Annotated in this window: 12 protein-coding genes; all 12 read left to right on the forward strand. The window is 43.1% G+C overall.

The window, feature by feature from the left end; translation table 11 throughout:
• The first annotated feature begins 149 nt into the window (after positions 1 to 149).
• The 12 genes from ruvB (at position 150) to EQY75_RS01340 (ending at position 18,430) form a co-directional block, all read left to right on the forward strand.
• Entirely contained in the window at positions 150 to 1,172 is a 1,023-nt protein-coding gene (ruvB, locus tag EQY75_RS01285) for a Holliday junction branch migration DNA helicase RuvB (RefSeq protein WP_129602154.1), read from the forward strand.
• Positions 1,173 to 2,501 (forward strand): cytochrome P450, encoded by a 1,329-nt coding sequence (locus tag EQY75_RS01290; protein ID WP_129602156.1) that lies wholly within the window; start codon positions 1,173 to 1,175, stop codon positions 2,499 to 2,501.
• Between the two features lie 3 nt (positions 2,502 to 2,504).
• The gene (gene queG, locus EQY75_RS01295) at positions 2,505 to 3,425 is read left to right on the forward strand and encodes a tRNA epoxyqueuosine(34) reductase QueG (RefSeq protein WP_129602157.1); all 921 of its coding nucleotides are present in this window, start codon (positions 2,505 to 2,507) and stop codon (positions 3,423 to 3,425) included.
• A gap of 147 nt (positions 3,426 to 3,572) precedes the next feature.
• Positions 3,573 to 4,886, forward strand: a complete 1,314-nt coding sequence (locus tag EQY75_RS01300; RefSeq protein WP_129602159.1) for an MFS transporter — start codon at positions 3,573 to 3,575, stop codon at positions 4,884 to 4,886.
• A 120-nt stretch (positions 4,887 to 5,006) separates the two neighbouring features.
• On the forward strand, positions 5,007 to 7,310 hold the full coding sequence (locus tag EQY75_RS01305) for an NADP-dependent malic enzyme (RefSeq protein WP_129602161.1): 2,304 nt from the start codon (positions 5,007 to 5,009) through the stop codon (positions 7,308 to 7,310).
• Between the two features lie 34 nt (positions 7,311 to 7,344).
• Positions 7,345 to 7,926 (forward strand): Holliday junction branch migration protein RuvA, encoded by a 582-nt coding sequence (gene ruvA, locus EQY75_RS01310; RefSeq protein WP_129602163.1) that lies wholly within the window; start codon positions 7,345 to 7,347, stop codon positions 7,924 to 7,926.
• 5 nt (positions 7,927 to 7,931) lie between these two features.
• Positions 7,932 to 15,038 carry a T9SS outer membrane translocon Sov/SprA gene (sov, locus tag EQY75_RS01315; protein ID WP_129602165.1) on the forward strand — a complete coding sequence of 2,369 codons (7,107 nt, stop codon included), beginning with the start codon at positions 7,932 to 7,934 and terminating at the stop codon, positions 15,036 to 15,038.
• 69 nt (positions 15,039 to 15,107) lie between these two features.
• Positions 15,108 to 15,488 (forward strand): glycine cleavage system protein GcvH, encoded by a 381-nt coding sequence (gcvH, locus tag EQY75_RS01320; protein WP_129602167.1) that lies wholly within the window; start codon positions 15,108 to 15,110, stop codon positions 15,486 to 15,488.
• The gene (locus EQY75_RS01325) at positions 15,481 to 15,882 is read left to right on the forward strand and encodes a VanZ family protein (protein WP_129602169.1); all 402 of its coding nucleotides are present in this window, start codon (positions 15,481 to 15,483) and stop codon (positions 15,880 to 15,882) included. The genes gcvH and EQY75_RS01325 overlap by 8 nt, the downstream gene beginning before the upstream one ends.
• Positions 15,883 to 15,935: 53 nt before the next feature.
• The gene (locus EQY75_RS01330) at positions 15,936 to 16,640 is read left to right on the forward strand and encodes an energy transducer TonB (protein ID WP_129602171.1); all 705 of its coding nucleotides are present in this window, start codon (positions 15,936 to 15,938) and stop codon (positions 16,638 to 16,640) included.
• A gap of 306 nt (positions 16,641 to 16,946) precedes the next feature.
• Complete coding sequence (gene cyoE / locus EQY75_RS01335; protein WP_129602173.1) at positions 16,947 to 17,861, forward strand: heme o synthase; 915 nt, start codon at positions 16,947 to 16,949, stop codon at positions 17,859 to 17,861.
• A complete protein-coding gene (locus EQY75_RS01340; RefSeq protein WP_129602175.1) occupies positions 17,852 to 18,430 on the forward strand; it encodes a cytochrome c oxidase subunit 3 in 579 nt (192 codons plus the stop codon). Before cyoE ends, EQY75_RS01340 begins: the two co-directional genes overlap by 10 nt.
• The last annotated feature ends 17 nt before the right edge of the window (positions 18,431 to 18,447 follow it).

Genomic DNA, 18,447 nt, shown 5'->3' on the forward strand with positions numbered 1-18,447 from the left:
TATCTAATTGGTTGAATTTCTATTGCAAAGTAGAGGATTTAAATAATGGAAAAAGATGATTTTTGTCATGATAAGGATTTATTAATTAATAAAATGTTGTCTTCTCTCTAGCCTGAATATCCGAATTGATTTTCACTATCTTTGATTTTATGAACGAGAATCTCGATCCCACAGCCGAAAATTTCTCTCAGGAGGAGCTCGATATTGAACGTGCATTAAGGCCTGTTACTTTTGATGATTTTACAGGGCAGGAATCGGTTCTGGAGAACTTACAGATCTTTGTACAGGCTGCCAATTTGAGAGATGAAGCCCTCGATCATACACTGTTTCACGGGCCACCCGGCCTGGGAAAAACCACTTTGGCTCATATCCTGGCTAATGAGCTTGGCGTTGGGATTAAGGTTACATCGGGCCCCGTATTGGACAAGCCCGGAGATCTTGCCGGACTTTTGACCAATCTTGAAGAGCGCGATGTTTTATTTATTGACGAAATACACCGATTAAGTCCTATCGTTGAAGAGTATCTCTACTCGGCAATGGAGGATTACAAGATCGACATAATGATTGAAACCGGGCCCAATGCGAGGTCGGTCCAAATCAATCTACATCCCTTTACCCTCATTGGTGCAACTACGAGATCAGGATTATTGACTGCTCCTATGCGAGCTCGGTTCGGGATACAAAGCCGATTGCAATACTACAGCACTGAACTCTTATCTACCATCGTTGAGCGTAGCGCCGAAATCCTCAAAGTTCCAATCAGTCACGAGGCAGCAATCGAGATCGCCGGGAGAAGCAGAGGAACCCCCAGAATCTGTAATGCCTTGTTGAGGCGAATTCGCGATTTTGCACAGATCAAAGGCAATGGAAAGATCGATATGAATATCTCTAGATACGGTCTTAAAGCACTAAACGTAGATACCCATGGCTTGGATGAGATGGACAACAAAATACTATTGACCATCATCGATAAATTTAAAGGAGGTCCGGTGGGTATCTCCACCCTGGCCACTGCAGTTTCTGAAAGTGCAGAGACTATTGAAGAAGTTTACGAGCCTTTTCTTATCCAGCAAGGCTTTGTCATGAGGACCCCGAGAGGGAGAGAAGTCACTGAACTTGCGTATCAGCATTTAGGCAGGATAAAAGGAGGCACACAGCCCGGACTTTTTTAAATGCGACAACTCACTACGGTTTCACAATGGGAAGTGATCAGGAATCGGAAGCGGATTCTGGCAAATCCTTTGCCCTTCCACTCAGAAAATTTTCAGAAATACGGTGACACCTTCAGGGTAAAAGTCGGGCCTCACCAAACCATTGTTTTCACCCGCGATCCCGAAATTGTTCAACAAGTGCTGCAAAAGCAGCAAAAAAAATTCAGAAAGTCTACTCTTCAAACCAAAGACCTGGCCAAATATATAGGACAGGGCTTATTAACAGCAGAAGGGGATCATTGGAAGACACAGCGCAGGATGATTCAGCCTGCTTTTCACAAGAAAAAACTGGTCGGGTTGATCTCTACCATGCACGAGGCTATTAAGGAAGAATTGGGTCGAATCCGGCTAAATGAAGAGCAAGATATCTTTTCCTTAATGGGAGACCTTGCGTTTCAGGTGGTGGCAAAATCGCTGTTCAGTAAGTCGGATATCCGTGAGAAAATGCGGGAACTCCAGCATATCACAGAGACCAATCAAAAAATGTTGATCCGGGAAATGAGGCAACCTTACCTAGTTTGGTGGTTTAAGCTGAGCGGACAATTGAGAAAACATCTCAACTATTCGGAAGACAGTCGGGTTTTGCTTAATGAACTCATTGAGGATAGGGTTCGCCGGGGAGGAGAAGAAGACGATCTGCTCGATATGCTTCTCAATGCCACCTATGAGGACGGCACTCATATGGAGAGAAAGCAGCTAATAGATGAAGTGCTGATCCTTTTTACCGCAGGACATGAAACCACGGCCAATGCACTGAGTTTTGCTCTTTTTCTGCTGGCCAAACATCCGGAAATACAAGAACAGGTCTATGAAGAGGTGTCGTCAAATGAGATCACTCACGATGATTACCTGTCCTGGTTGTCTAAATTTAATCTTACACAGCAGTGCATCGAAGAGGCTATGAGATTGTATCCGCCTGTCTATGTGATCGATCGAATGGCCAAAGAAGACATCGAAATATCCGGATATCGTTTTAAAAAAGGGAGTATGCTCCTTATGTCGGTCTACGAATTACACAGGTACAAGGCATTTTGGGAATCCCCGGAATCTTTTCAGCCGGAACGATTCGAGAAAGAAAAGAAAAAAGAGATGGGACCGTATTATTATCCTTTTGGAGCCGGCCCCCGAATGTGTATAGGCAACAATTTCGCCATGTATGAAATGGTTATAACCATTAGTGAAATTGTAAAGAAGTACAAGATTTCTACTCCTTACCCCGAGGTAGAGGTGGTTCCATTGATCTCGCTCAAACCAAAGGCAGTGAGCATAAGATTTGAAAAACGTCAATAATATTTGAGTTCCCAAAGCAAAAATACTCGCCTGATCAAGGAGGAAGCCAAAAGACTTGGATTTCTCTCCTGCGGAATTTCAAAATCTGAATTCCTGGAAGAGGAAGCCCCGAGATTAGAACGTTGGCTTAAGGAAAGTATGCACGGGGAAATGGCCTATATGGAGAATCATTTCGACAAAAGACTCGATCCCACAAAATTGGTGGAAGGCTCGAAATCTGTAATTTCTCTTATCCTCAATTACTATCCCGCTGCTGTACAAAAAGAAGACACTTTAAAGGTCTCAAAATACGCTTATGGCAAGGACTATCACCACGTGATAAAAGCCAAACTCAAAGACCTGCTCAACTTTATTGAGGAAGAGATTGGTGATGTCCACGGTAGGGCTTTTGTAGATTCTGCGCCTGTATTAGACAAGGCCTGGGCTGCGAGAAGCGGACTGGGTTGGATTGGCAAACACAGTAACTTACTAACACAGCAAGTGGGTTCATTCTATTTTATAGCAGAATTGATCGTGGACCTCGAACTCGATTATGACTCGCCCGTTACCGATCATTGTGGAAGTTGTACCGCGTGTATTGATGCCTGCCCTACAGAAGCTATAATTCAACCCTACGTAGTAGATGGCAGCAAATGTATCTCTTACCTTACGATTGAACTTAAAAATGAAATTCCAACTTCCTTTAAAGGGTTGATGGACGACTGGATTTTTGGTTGCGACGTTTGTCAGGATGTATGCCCCTGGAACCGGTTTTCAAAAGCACACGCTGAACCTCTTTTTAATCCCCATCCTGACATTTTAGAGATGAACAGAAAAGATTGGGAAGAGATTACCGAAGAGGTTTTCAAGAAGGTTTTTCGTGGTTCGGCGGTAAAACGAACAAAGTTTACCGGACTGAAACGAAATATCGAATTTCTTAAATAATTCTACGGCAACTACATCGATTTTGCTTTAAAAAGCTCATTTTTACTACCAAGACCTTAACAAGAACAATGATAAAACCCTATATTGAGAACTTGTTATTTGAGGAATAAAATAGTTCAATCTTCTAATTCATAAAGAGGAAACACGATGAGAATTAGTAAACCGGAGTTAAGTTTTTGGCAGATCTTTAATATGAACGTTGGATTCTTAGGAATTCAATACAGTTTTGGATTACAGCAAACTGCTATCAACCCCATATTTCTTTATTTGGGCGCACCTGAAGATATGCTGCCTATTTTAAATATCGCCGGCCCGGTTACCGGATTGGTAATTCAACCCATTATTGGGGCAATATCAGATAAAACCTGGTCACCTAAATGGGGTAGGAGGAAACCCTTCTTTTTGATAGGAGCAATAATTGGTAGTATCTGCCTCTTTGCTTTCCCTACAAGTCCGGTTTTGTGGTTTGCCGTCGGTTTACTGTGGATCCTAGATGTAGGAAACAATATGGCCATGGAGCCTTACAGGGCTTTTGTTGGGGATAAGCTTCCGGAAAAGCAATTGAGTTTAGGCTATCAGATGCAAAGTCTTTTTGTAGGTGCGGGTATCTTATTAGCGATGGGCTCAATAGTTTTATTTCAAAAATTATTTGGGGCTGAAACCGTTTCTGAAGACGGGGTGATCCCCACCTGGATGTATTATTCTTTTAGCCTGGGAGGAATTTTGTCCGTGGCTACAGTTCTGTGGTCGGTTTTAAAGACTCCCGAAATACCACCATCAGAAGAAGAATTAGCAGAAATTAATGAAGCTAAAAACAGACCTTTTATAAAAAAATTGGCTCAGCCTTTTAATGAAATTGCTAATGCCATAAAAGAAATGCCAAAATTTATGTGGAAGCTTTCCCTGGTGTATCTTTTTCAGTGGTATGCGCTATTTGTGTATTGGCAGTATATAACCCCATTATTTATGAAAACAATGGGTTTTGGTATTTCTGAAGCTGCATCCCAATCGGCTCAAATGAGTTTAACATATAATATCGTCACTATGGTGGTAGCCTTGGGATTAGTCCCGTTAACGCTTAAATACGGTAGTAAGAAAGTATATGCCTTTAGTTTAGTAGGTACAGCAATCGCCTTATTTTCAATTCCATTTATTAATAATATGATACTTGTTTTAGCTCCAATGGTCTTATTTGGGATTGGTTGGGCAGCGATGATGGGTATTCCATATACCATGGTTTCAAAGGTAGTTCCTCAGGAAAGACGAGGGGTTTATATGGGGATTTTGAATATGATGATAGTGATCCCCATGGGGATAGAAACCTTAACTTTTGGACCAATTTATAAATACTTGTTGGGAGGCAGTGCTGTAAACGCCATTCTTTTTGGCGGCGTATTCTTTGTGATTGCAGCAGTATTGGCCTTGCGACTTAATGTAGCTGAGGCTAAAAGCAAAAGATAAATTGACAGACGGGATGAATTCCAATACGATCTCTGCACGATAAAGATGCTGTGATTTTGTATTCCCTGATAGGTTCGTTTCCAAGGAAATACTCTTAAATTTGAAATTTAAATTGACTACATGGCCAAAGACAAGAAAAAACGGGAAGCACTTATTTACCACGCAAAACCTACTCCGGGTAAAATCAAGATTGTCCCCACCAAACCCTATGCTTCGCAAAGAGATTTAGCCCTTGCTTATTCACCGGGTGTAGCGGAGCCTTGTCTGGAAATCGCCAGGGACATCGAAAATGTTTACAAGTACACGGCAAAGGGAAATCTTGTGGCCGTTGTCTCTAATGGTACGGCAGTTTTAGGACTGGGGGATATTGGCCCGGAAGCTTCAAAACCCGTGATGGAGGGAAAATGTCTTTTATTTAAAATATTTGCAGACATAGACGGAATTGACATTGAGCTCGATACCAAGGATATCGATAAGTTCGTTGAGACAGTTAAAACCATCTCCCCCTCTTTTGGAGGAATCAATTTGGAAGATATCAAGGCTCCTGAAGCCTTTGAAATAGAGCGTCGTTTAAAAGAAGAGCTCAACATTCCGGTGATGCATGACGATCAGCATGGTACGGCTATTATTTCCTCTGCTGCCTTGATCAATGCACTTGAACTCGCAGAGAAAAAGATCGGAGACGTGAGGATCGTGATCAGTGGGGCTGGTGCTGCCGCAATTTCATGCACCCGACTGTACAAGGCTTTTGGGGCAAAGGCCGACAATATTATCATGGTAGACAGCAAGGGAGTAATTCGTAAAGACCGGGAATCACTAACTGCTGAAAAACAAGAATTTGCTACAGGCCGTGATTTCCATACCTTGAAGGACGCCCTGAAAGATGCTGATGTTTTTATTGGTCTTTCAATCGCAGATACAATGACACCCGCCATGCTAAAATCCATGGCAGAAAATCCTATCGTTTTTGCGATGGCCAATCCCGATCCTGAGATCAAGTATAACCTTGCCGTGAAAACAAGGAATGATGTAATTATGGCTACGGGCAGGTCTGACCATCCCAACCAGGTGAATAATGTGCTTGGATTTCCTTTTATTTTCAGGGGAGCATTAGACGTTCGGGCAACCAAGATCAATGAAGAGATGAAGATGGCTGCCGTAAAGGCCCTGGCCAAACTGGCCAAGCAGCCCGTACCTGAACAGGTAAATATTGCCTATGGCGAAACCAGATTGACCTTTGGTAAGGAATACATCATCCCAAAGCCTTTTGATCCCCGACTAATTTCCGAAATACCGCCTGCAGTGGCCAAAGCGGCTATTGAAAGTGGAGTGGCAAAGCTTCCGATCACAGATTGGGAAAAGTATAAAGAGGAATTGTTGCAACGTTCCGGTGAAGACAATAAGGTAATGCGACTCTTGATGAACCGGGCGAAGAGCAACCCAAAAAAGATCGTATTTGTTGAGGCAGATCAGCTGGATGTATTAAAAGCGGCTCAGATAGCCTATGAAGAGGGTATTGCCCATCCCATCCTGCTGGGAAATGCAGAAGTAATCCAGGAACTAAAAAAGGAACTGGAATTTGATGCAGACGTGCCTATTATTGATCACCATACAAAGAATTCGATCGAAAAAAGGATGCATTACGCCCAGAAATACTTTGAAGCCAGAAGGCGAAATGGTGCCACACTCTACAGCGCCAAAAGCAGAATGCGTCAAAGAAATTATTTTGGGTCGATGATGATCTTAGAAGGAGATGCCGATGGAATGATTTCCGGATATTCCAGATCCTATGCATCCTCTATAAAACCGGTTTTTGAGGTTATAGGTAGAGCGGCCAATGTGTCAAAAGCCGCTACAGTCCACATCATGATTACAAATCGGGGCCCTATTTTTCTGGCGGATACTTCAATCAATATCGATCCAACCGCAGAAGAACTGGCTGAAATTTCAGTTATGACAGCTAACCTTGCAAAAGCCTTTGGTTTTAATCCGGTGATGGCCCTCTTGTCCTATTCCAATTTCGGATCATCAAACCATCCGCATGCCAGGAAAGTAAAAGAGGCCGTTAGGATACTGCATGAGAACCATCCTGAACTTGTGGTCGACGGTGAAATTCAAACCGATTTTGCCCTGAATAAAGATTTACATCAAAGTCAGTTCCCTTTCTCTAAGATAGCCGGAAAGAAAGTCAACACTTTGATTTTTCCAAACCTGGAAGCCGCGAATATCACTTATAAGTTACTCAAGGAATTACACGCTGCAGATACTATTGGCCCTATTATGCTGGGCTTAAAACGACCTGTTCATATTCTGCAATTAGGTGCCAGCGTAGAAGAGATGGTAAACATCACAGCGGTGGCGGTTATTGACGCGCAGGAAAGGGAGAAAAGAAGAAAGGCCAAAAGAAAGGCGAACAATAGTTGAGATTCAACAATCTATCTAATCAAAAAATTAAGGAATGATCACTCATCTGAAGGGCAGATTGGTTGAAAAACACCCTACCCATGTCGTTATTGATTGTGGCGGGATTGGGTATTTTGTCAATATTTCTCTCCATACTTATTCGAAGTTACCCGAAACAGAAAATGTCCAGCTTTTTACTCATTTGCAGATCAAAGAAGATTCACACACCCTCTTTGGATTTATGGAGGCCTCAGAACGTGAAATATTCCGTTTATTGCTCTCGGTTTCAGGTATTGGTTCCAGTACGGCAAGGACCATGCTTTCCTCAATGACCCCCCATCAGACAAGAGATGCTATCGCCAAAGGAGATGTACCGGCAATACAGGCAATTAAGGGCATTGGAGCAAAGACAGCTCAAAGGGTTATCCTTGACCTGAAAGACAAAGTTTTAAAAATTTACGATCTGGACGAAGTTTACCCGGATTCAAACAATACAAAGAAGGATGAAGCGTTATCTGCTTTAGAGGTTCTTGGCTTTCAACGAAAGCAAGCCGAAAAGGCGGTTGAGAAGGTTTTAAGCCAGGATGCTTCACTAAGCGTAGAGAACATTATCAAACATGCGCTGAAAAATTTGTAAAAAGTTTGAAAACAGGGGCAAAAACGTTACTTAAATCTTCATTTAAGCTATTTTTCCTATCCTTCATTTTCTTTTGGACCGGACTTACCTGGTCTCAGGAAACGGAAGAACAAGTCACCGACTCTGTTCAGACCGGGGTGGCCCTTGGTAAAATTAAGATGCCCAACCCAGACAGCATTGTTTCCAAGTACATCTACGATCCGCAACTAGACAGATATATTTACACTGAAACCGTCGGGGAATACAATATCAATTATCCGGTAATTCTTACCCCCGAACAGTATCTCGAATTGATTCGAAAAGAGAGTATCAAATCCTATTTCAAGGATAAGATAGATGCGTTTTCCGGGAAGAAGGAAGGGAGCGAAGAGGCACGGCGGAATTTGCTCCCGAACTTCTATGTCAATAGCAATTTCTTCGAATCGGTTTTTGGGGGTAATACCATCGAAGTTATTCCTCAGGGATCCGTGGCCATGGATCTTGGAGTCATCTGGCAAAAGAATGACAATCCTGCCCTCTCGCCCAGGAACAGGACTAACCTATCCTTCGATTTCGATCAGCGCATCAGCCTGAGCATGTTGGGAAAAGTAGGGGAAAGGCTACAGGTCACGGCAAATTACGATACGGAAGCGACCTTTGATTTTCAGAATTTGGTAAAGCTCGATTATACGCCAACCGAAGATGATATCATCCAGAAAATTGAAGTTGGTAATGTCAATATGCCCCTGAACAGCTCCCTGGTAACCGGTGCACAAAGCCTTTTTGGGGTTAAAACCCAGCTGCAGTTTGGTAAAACTACGGTTACGGCTGTTTTTTCCGAACAACGATCACAAAATAATACCGTAGTTGCACAGGGTGGGGGAACGATTAACGATTTTGAACTCACTGCCCTCGACTACGACGAGGACCGGCACTTCTTTCTGGCCCAGTATTTCAGGGATCAGTATGATGAAGCCCTGTCCAATTACCCCTTTATTCGTAGTCAGGTGCAGATTACCCGACTTGAAGTATGGGTCACCAACCGCAGTCAGCAAACGCTCAATGTGAGAAACGTTGTCGCTCTGCAGGATCTGGGAGAAGCTTTGGAGGAGAAAACAAGAATTGGACAAGCCAATGGTGATCCTGCAGGATTTTTTAATATTTCAGCAACAAACCCTGAATTACCCAGGAACGGGGCAAATGACTTTGATCCGGCTTTGATCGGCAACGGCGGGGCCTTAACCACAGAAATCAGGGATATCGCCACCGTGGACAACGGATTTAATATTACAGGGGGTTACCAAATCAATCAGGGATTTGATTACGCCATCCTTGAGAATGCCAGGAAATTAGAAATTACACGTGACTATCAGTTCAACTCGCAGCTCGGATATATTTCCCTGAATCAACGTTTGAGCAATGACGAAGTTCTCGCCGTGGCCTTTCAATATACTTTTAATGGGGAGGTTTTTCAGGTAGGGGAATTTGCCAATGGCGGGTTGGATGCAACAACCGTGGCTGGTGGAGTAACCCCGGAAATCACAAACAACACCCTGGTTTTAAAATTATTAAAAAGTAACATCACCAATGTCAACGATCCTATTTGGGATCTGATGATGAAAAACATCTATGCCACTGGGGCTTTTCAGCTAAGTGAAGAAGATTTTAAACTGAATATTCTGTATTCTGACCCTACCCCCAGAAATTATATCACTCCCGTAGATCCCAATGCCGGATGGCCTTCAGTCCCGAAGCCACTTGAGGATAGGATACTTCTGGATGTATTTAACCTGGACCGACTTAACGTATACAGGGATGTGCAGCCCGGAGGTGACGGCTTCTTTGATTTTGTTCCCGGGATTACGGTCAATACCCAGGGCGGACAGATCATTTTTACAAAAGTTGAACCCTTTGGGGAATACCTTTTTGACCTCCTCGGCGGAGGAACATACGAGGTGGATAATGATCAGGGATACAACGTGAATCAACAGAAGTATGTCTTCAGGAATATGTATGCCAATACAAAGGCAGCATCTCTGCAGGATGCAGAGAAAAACAGATTCAGGCTTAAAGGGCGTTATAAATCAGAGGGCAGTAATGGTATCCCGATTGGAGCATTCAACGTTCCCAGAGGATCCGTACGTGTCACTGCAGGAGGGAGACAATTGCAGGAAGGAATCGACTATACCGTAAACTACCAGGCAGGAACCGTTCAAATACTTGATCCTAGCTTGCAGGCCTCCAACACGCCTATCAATATTTCTGTAGAGAACAATGCGGTTTTCGGACAGCAAACCCGAAGATTCACAGGCGTAAATATAGAACACCAGTTCAATGAGAATTTTGTGCTCGGGGGAACTTTACTCAACTTAAACGAGCGCCCGCTGACGCAAAAATCGAATTACGGGATAGAACCGGTAAACAATACCATCTTCGGCCTCAATGGTAACTTCTCAACCGAGGTTCCTTTTCTCACCAGACTGGCTAATAAGTTACCCAATATCGATACGGATGTGCCCTCGAATATTTCACTTAGGGGAGAAGTGGCCTATCTTATCCCAAATTCACCAAAGAACGCCGATTTCCGCGGAGAGACTACCACATATCTGGACGATTTTGAAGGTGCTCAGGCACTGATAGACATTCGTTCCTCTTTGGGCTGGTCCCTGGCAAGTACGCCTCTTGAGTTCCTGGATGAAGGAGAGTCAGATCTCGAAGTAGGATACGAACGTGCTAAAATGGCCTGGTATACCATTGACCCGATCTTCTTCACGAATCAGAGACCTACGGGGATATCAGATAATGACTTATCTACCAATGAAACTCGAAGGGTATTTATTGACGAGGTTTTCCCTCAGATTGATATTGCCCAGGGACAGACCACAGTTCAGAACACTCTCGATATTGCCTATTATCCTTCTCAAAAAGGACCCTATAATGCAAATCCTGATTTTGGCTCCGAACTGCCTACCGAAAAATGGGGTGGAATCATGCGTTCCCTGAGTAGTACAAATTTTGAACAGTCGAATGTCGAATTCGTACAATTCTGGGTGATGGATCCCTATGTAGACGGTATAGCCACTGGCACCGGCGAACTTGTGATCAACCTTGGAAACATATCTGAAGACATTCTTGCGGATGGCAGGAAGCAGTACGAGAATGGCCTTCCCGGAGTAGACAGCAACGACCTTACCACCAACACGATCTGGGGAAGGGTTCCGGCTACCCAATCACTGGTCTACGCATTTGATGCCGATGAAACGAACAGGGGATTACAGGATCTTGGATTTGACGGTTTACCCGATAATGAAGAGGCTGCACAGGGCTATAATGGTCCGGCAGAGGATCCCGCTTTAGACAACTATCAATATTACCTCAACCGGGAGGGAAATATCCTGGAGCGTTATTTCGACTTTAATAACGTAGATGGAAATTCGCCTGTAACCGTTACCAATACCAACCGAGGGTCAACAACGCTCCCGGATGTGGAAGACATAGATCGCGACCTGACGATGAACACGATCAACAGTTATTATGAATACCGCATTCAGATAAAACCCAATACCACGGTGAACGATCTCTACGTAACCGATATCAAAGAAGGAGTTACTCCGGACCTGCCCAATGGTACTCAATTAAATCGGAGGTGGATACAGTATAAGATCCCATTAAGCGATTTTACCGACGCCATAGGCGGGATCTCTGATTTCAGGTCCATCAGTTTTATGCGGATGTACCTCACAGGCTTCACGGATAATGTAGTGCTCAGGTTTGCTACTCTGGATCTGGTTCGGGGTGATTGGCGGAACTATACCAAAAGTCTTGAGGCTGATAATGACGACCCCTCTGATGACGCGACAGTTGTTGATGTAAATACGGTAAACATAGAGGAGAACAATTCAAGAATCCCTATTCCTTATGTTCTTCCTCCGGGAGTAATCAGGGAGCAGCTGAATAACAACAACACCATCATCAGGCAGAATGAACAGTCTTTATCTTTCTTGATTGAAAATCTTGAACCTGAAGATTCCCGGGGGGTATTTAAAAATGTGAACATAGATGTAAGACAGTACGAGCGATTAAAAATGTTCATGCATGCTGAGAAGCTTCTAAATTCAGACTATCTCGATGACGATGTTCCTTTAGTAGGTTTCTTGCGGATCGGAACCGACTTTTCAGAAAATTACTATCAAATTGAAGTGCCATTACAATTTACTTCTTTTGGTGCCAGTGCGGCAGAGGATATCTGGCCGGCAGTGAATGAATTAGACATTGCCCTGGATGATCTCAAAAGGGTTAAATCCCAGGGGATCTCAGATCAGACACTTAGTGATGTCACTTATTATGAAATTGTGAATGGGGAGATCACTATTGTTCCCGAATTTGCCCCCAGGACACTTGGGCAAATCAGGATAGGAATCAGGGGAAATCCTTCTTTGGGAAGTATCCGGAGCATGATGGTTGGGGTAAAGAACATTGACAATACTCCTGCCAGAGGAGAAGTCTGGTTTAACGAATTGAGATTGGCTGGGCTCGATAACCAGGGCGGATGGGCAGCAATTGCAGCTTTTGATGGGAACATGGCCGATTTTGCCAATGTTTCTGCAACCGGAAGTAAAAGCACATCAGGCTTTGGCGCCATTGATCAGATGCCCAATGAAAGGGCTCGGGAAGATGCAATATCGTATGACGTGGTGACAAATGTAGAACTGGGGCAATTGCTCCCGCAAAAGTGGAATTTGCAGATCCCATTCAACTATGGAATATCCGAACAATTGATCACCCCGGAATTTGACCCTGTCTACGACGACCTGAAGCTCGAAGACCGAATCGCAACTGCAGGCACAGCCCAGGAGGCTGACGAGATCCGGGAGCAGGCAGAGGATTACACCAAAAGGACGAGCATAAACTTTATCGGCGTTCGAAAAAACAGAGGAGAAGACGCAGATGCGAATTTCTATGATGTGGAAAATTTCACCTTCAATTATTCCTATAACGAAACGGAACATCGGGATTTTGAAGTAGCCAGTTTGAGGGATCAGAATGTGAGAGCGGGGTTTGTTTACAATCACAACTTTAAACCGGTATCAGTTGCTCCGTTTGCAAAAAAAGACTCGCTGTTTACAGGCGACTACTGGAAGTGGCTGAAGGATCTGAATTTCAATCTACTGCCTACGAGTATTTCACTTCAATCGGACATTAATCGACAATTTAACCAGCAGCGCTTCCGCGATGTTCTGGAGCCTGGCGTTGAGCGATTGGAACTTCCTCTGCTGCAACAGCGAAACTATCTTTTCAATTGGCAATACGCCCTTAATTACAGTATTACTAAGTCGCTCCGACTCAATCTGACATCCTCAAACAACAACATCGTAAGAAATTATTTTGAAGAAGAAGGAAACCCCAATTCTCTGATCAATCAGGAATTAAATGTCTGGGACGGATTTTTTGATATCGGTGAACCCAATCGCCATGCCCAGCAGATGCAGTTGAATTATGAGTTGCCGCTGAACAAGATCCCTGTACTCGATTTTATCAATGCGCAATACACTTATACCAGTAATTTCGACTGGCAACGCGGGGGTGATGCCATCAGGGAGGTAACCGGGGAGGATATCAACACCATCCAAAATGCGAATACTCACAATCTTACGGCTACTTTCAATATGCAGCGTTTTTACGATCAGGTAGGGCTGAAAAAAGTGACAGGTAAAGGTACAGTGAGCCCGGTGAGAAGGGATAAGGCAGGTAATTTACCTACAGGAGCCGAAGCCAATGCCCCTAAAAAAACATCCGGTCTTTGGAATACGGCCGTAGACATCATCACCATGGTGAAGCGCCTCAATGTAAATTACAACGAGAATAATGGTCAGGTTTTACCTGGATATACACAGTCCATAGGTTTTATCGGGACAACAAGGCCCACCCTTGGCTTTGTGTTTGGGAGCCAGGCAGATGTTCGTTTTGAGGCGGCTAGAAATGGATGGCTAACCGTTTTTCCCGAATTCAATCAGCAATTTATAAAGAGGACAAACAAACAACTCAATTTAACTGCTACAGCGCAACCTGTTCAGGATCTTACTATTGACTTGGTTGCCGATCGTCAGTTTTCGAGCAGCTTGCAGGAAAATTTTAAAGTTGAGGATGGAGAGTATATTGTTCAGACGCCAAATACTTTTGGCAATTTCAGTATCTCTACAATGATGTTGGGGACTTTCTTTTCCAAAAGTGATGAGTTTACCTCTGATAATTTTGAGACGTTTAAGGAGAATCGTATTGTTATCGCAAATCGAATCCTATCAGATCGGGGAGGGGCAGACGAAGGTGTTGACGGAAATGGTTTTCCAATCCGGTACGGAAATACGAGCCAGGACGTATTGCTTCCTGCCTTCTTTGCGGCTTATACAGGTCAGGATGTAAATAGGGTGAATCTGGATGCTTTCAGAGACATCCCCATTCCCAACTGGAATATAAAATACACCGGCTTGATGCGGAACAAGTGGTTTAAGAAAAAGTTCAAAAGATTTTCTCTCAGTCACGGATACCGGGCAGCCTACAGCATCAATAATTTCCAGACCAATTTGGAGCGTCAGAACGGACAGATTGATCCGGAGAACCAGGACTTACTTCCTGAGAATATTATCAACAACGTAGTTCTGACAGACCAGTTCAATCCTTTGATGCGGGTAGATTTTGAAATGAAGAATTCGATGAGTGTGGTGGCTGAGGTAAGGGCCGATCGTACCTTGTCCCTGAGTTTTGACAATAATCTGCTTACAGAGATCAACGGGAAGGAATATACCATAGGTTTGGGATACCGCTTTAAGGATGTCACCTTTGTCACTAACATTGGGGGCGAAAAACAAAGGCTAAAGGGCGATCTTAACCTGAAGGCGGATGTGAGCCTGAGAGATAATATCACGATTATCCGAAACCTGGATCTGGACAACAATCAGATTACCTCGGGACAAAATCTTTTGTCGGTTAAGTTCACGGCAGATTATGCGCTGAGTAAGAGTTTGAATGCGCTTTTCTTCTACGATCATTCTTTCTCGCAATTTGCAGTCTCAACTGCCTTTCCTCAGACCACCATAAATACAGGGTTTACCCTGCGATATAATTTTGGCAATTAAGCCAGAAATTGTTTTTTGAAAACCTTATCGGAATCCGTTACATTTGCCTACGTAACTAATTCAAAAAACATGAACATTCCATCCGAGTTAAAATATACCAAAGACCATGAATGGGTCAGAATTGAGGGCGATACCGCCACTGTTGGGATCACCGATTTTGCCCAGGGAGAGTTGGGAGATATCGTCTACGTGGAAGTAGAGACGCTTGACGAAACCCTCGAAAAAGAAGAGGTTTTTGGCACCGTGGAGGCTGTTAAAACGGTATCCGACCTTTTTCTTCCCTTAAGTGGAGAGATCATTGCTTTTAATGAATCCCTTGAGGATGAGCCTGAAAAAGTGAATTCCGATCCTTACGGCGAAGGGTGGATGATCAAAATTAAATTCAGCGATAAAGCTGAATTAGAAGAATTAATGAGTGATGTTGCCTATAAGGAACTCGTAGGTGCTTAAACGCTATGTCGCCGGGACTGGTTTTATTGGATGGATGATTGGGATCACAATCCTGAGTCTGGTTTCTTTTGAAGATGACACATCCCTGGATCTTGAGATTCCCTATCTAGATAAAATCGTTCATTTCACCTTTTATTTTATCGCAGCTGTTTTGGGCATATTCTTTTACAGGACCTTGAAGCAGCGTACAATAGCCAACTTTAAGAAAACTCTGATTTTCTTAGGCGGACTAATAGTGTATGGTATAATAATTGAGGTATTACAGAGTACCTTTACGACTTACAGAAGTGGGGAAATCACAGATGTTCTGGCAAATTCAGCCGGCGCACTATTGGGGACTTTGCTGATGAGGGCGATATTTTCTGGTAAAACCGAATCAAAATGGGAAAATTAATTACGGTTTTTATAAATTAATAGTTAAATTAGCAAACGTTTAAATCAAAAAATATGGAACCTAAAAAGAATCCTAAAGCCGATTTAAGAAAGAATAGTGCACTCTATTTTGTTCTTGGGTTATTTGTTGTAATGCTGTTGGTATTTATCGCCTTTGAGTGGAAAACTTATGATAAGGTTGCAGACTATGACATCTCCCTTAATGTAGAGGATGCTTTGGATGAAGAAGTTCCAATGACGGAACAGATTAAAACACCTCCGCCACCACCACCACCAGCCGCTCCAGAGGTCATCGAAGTGGTAGAAGACGAAGAAGAGGTAGAGGAAACTGTAATTGAGTCAACAGAGACCAGTCAGGAAGAAGAGATTATCGAAGTGGAAGATGTAGAAGTAGAGGAGGATGATATTGACGTGGATGTTCCTTTTGCAGTAATTGAAGATGTACCTGTTTTCCCAGGTTGTGAGGGAGCAAGTGATAAAAGAGCTTGTTTTAATGAAATGATGCAAAAGCACATCATTAAGAATTTCCGTTATCCCGAAATCGCACAGGAAATGGGAGTGCAGGGAAGAGTAAGCGTAATGTTTACCATACAGAAAGACGGAAGCATCGGAAATATCCGTTACCGAGGTCCGGATAAAAATCTTGAAGCTGAAGCCTTGAGAATTATCCAGAAGTTGCCCAAAATGACTCCGGGTAAACAAAGGGGAAGAGCCGTACGGGTTCCTTTCAGTATTCCGATTGTATTCAAATTGCAATAAGCTTTTCTAAAAAAATAATAAAACCCCGTCTGAAAAGACGGGGTTTTTTTGTGGTAACACCTGAGGATTTTTATTCAAAATGTATTTGTTTTCTTTCGTTTTTCGACGATTTAATTTTATCCCAGGCACCTCTCTTGACCAGCTGTCGGAAATTGAAATGCCAGGGAAAATTTAAAAACTGCTGCTAACTGCTTAAACTGAAATGAAGAAGTGACTTTAAACAATTCCTAAACTTAGCATAAACAGTATCAATTCGTTGCAAAAATATACCGCGGGCCGTATCTTTGCACCCTTATAATTTTGAAGATGAAGTCGGCGGTCGGCACCTTAAATACATATTCCTGGACATTGATATTTTCTGACTTTAAAGAGATCACCAAAGCAAGGCTCGCCCTCAGTGTGGTGTTTTCCTCAATTGCCGGATATTTTTTGGGTGCCTATCAAATTGAATGGACTTCAGTTTTAATGCTGGCAATCGGGGGATACTGTATGGTAGGGGCGTCCAATGCCTATAATCAGGTGATAGAGAAAGATCTGGATGCCCTGATGTCCAGGACGGCTAACCGACCTGTTCCTTCCGGGAGAATGTCTTCCGCAACTGCGCTAACCATAGCAGTGATTATGACCCTTTTGGGAATTGGCATTCTCTACCTTCTGAATCCCAAAACAGCCATGTTCGGGGCCATTGCCATCTTTTTATATACAAGTGTTTATACTCCATTGAAAACCGTTACCCCTCTATCTGTTTTTGTTGGCGCCATTCCGGGTGCTATTCCTTTTATGTTGGGATGGGTTGCGGCTACAAATGATTTCGGAATAGAACCGGGCACCCTTTTTATGATTCAGTTTTTCTGGCAATTCCCTCATTTCTGGGCTTTGGCCTGGATGCTCGATGAGGACTATAAAAAGGCAGGCTTTAAAATGTTGCCCACCGGGAAAAAAGATAAAGGTACCGTTGTACAGATTATTATGTATACGGTCTGGATGATTATCATTTCTGTAATACCGGTTCTTGGAATTACAGGCCGCCTTCAGCTTTCTCTTGCCGGAGGAATTATCATCTTTTTAATGGGCATGGCCATGCTGGTTTTTGCCATGTTGCTATTTGAAAAAAGAAACAATGCTACTGCCAGAAAACTGATGCTGGCAAGTGTAATCTACATCAGCCTAATGCAGGTAGTTTACGTGGCAGATAAATATATTTCGCAAATATGGATTTAACACAGGGGACTCAAAAGGAGAAAAATGCCAGGGCAAAAAAGATGATGCTGTGGTTTGGGATCGTTAGTCTGCTGATGGGCTTTGCAGGGTGGACCAGTGCCTTTATTGTGAGTAGTGCCAGGGAAGACTGGCTAAACGACTTCCAGTTGCCCACTGCCTTTTTCTACAGTACGGCGGTTATTATTCTGAGTAGTCTAACCTATATCAAAGCTAAACAGCTGGTTAGAAGTAATGCTCAGAAAGCGGCATCTAATTGGTTGTTCGGAACTCTGCTATTAGGGGTCATTTTTATTATTCTGCAATTTTCAGGTTTTAATGAAATAATTGCTCAGGGGTATTATTTTACAGGCCCTACGAGCAACATTACCATGTCTTATATCTTCTTAATTGCAACAGTGCACATTCTGCACGTCATCGCAGGTATGATTTCTTTAATTGTGGTTTTGGTAAGACAACGTCAAGGCAAATACAGTTCAGATGATATGCTCGGAATTGAACTGGGAGCTACATTTTGGCATTTTCTGGATCTTTTATGGGTCTATTTAATGCTGTTTTTCTTTTTCTTTTAAAACAGCTGAAAAAATCT

It is taken from the genome of Muriicola soli (assembly GCF_004139715.1).
GTDB classification, from domain to species: Bacteria; Bacteroidota; Bacteroidia; order Flavobacteriales; family Flavobacteriaceae; genus Muriicola; species Muriicola soli.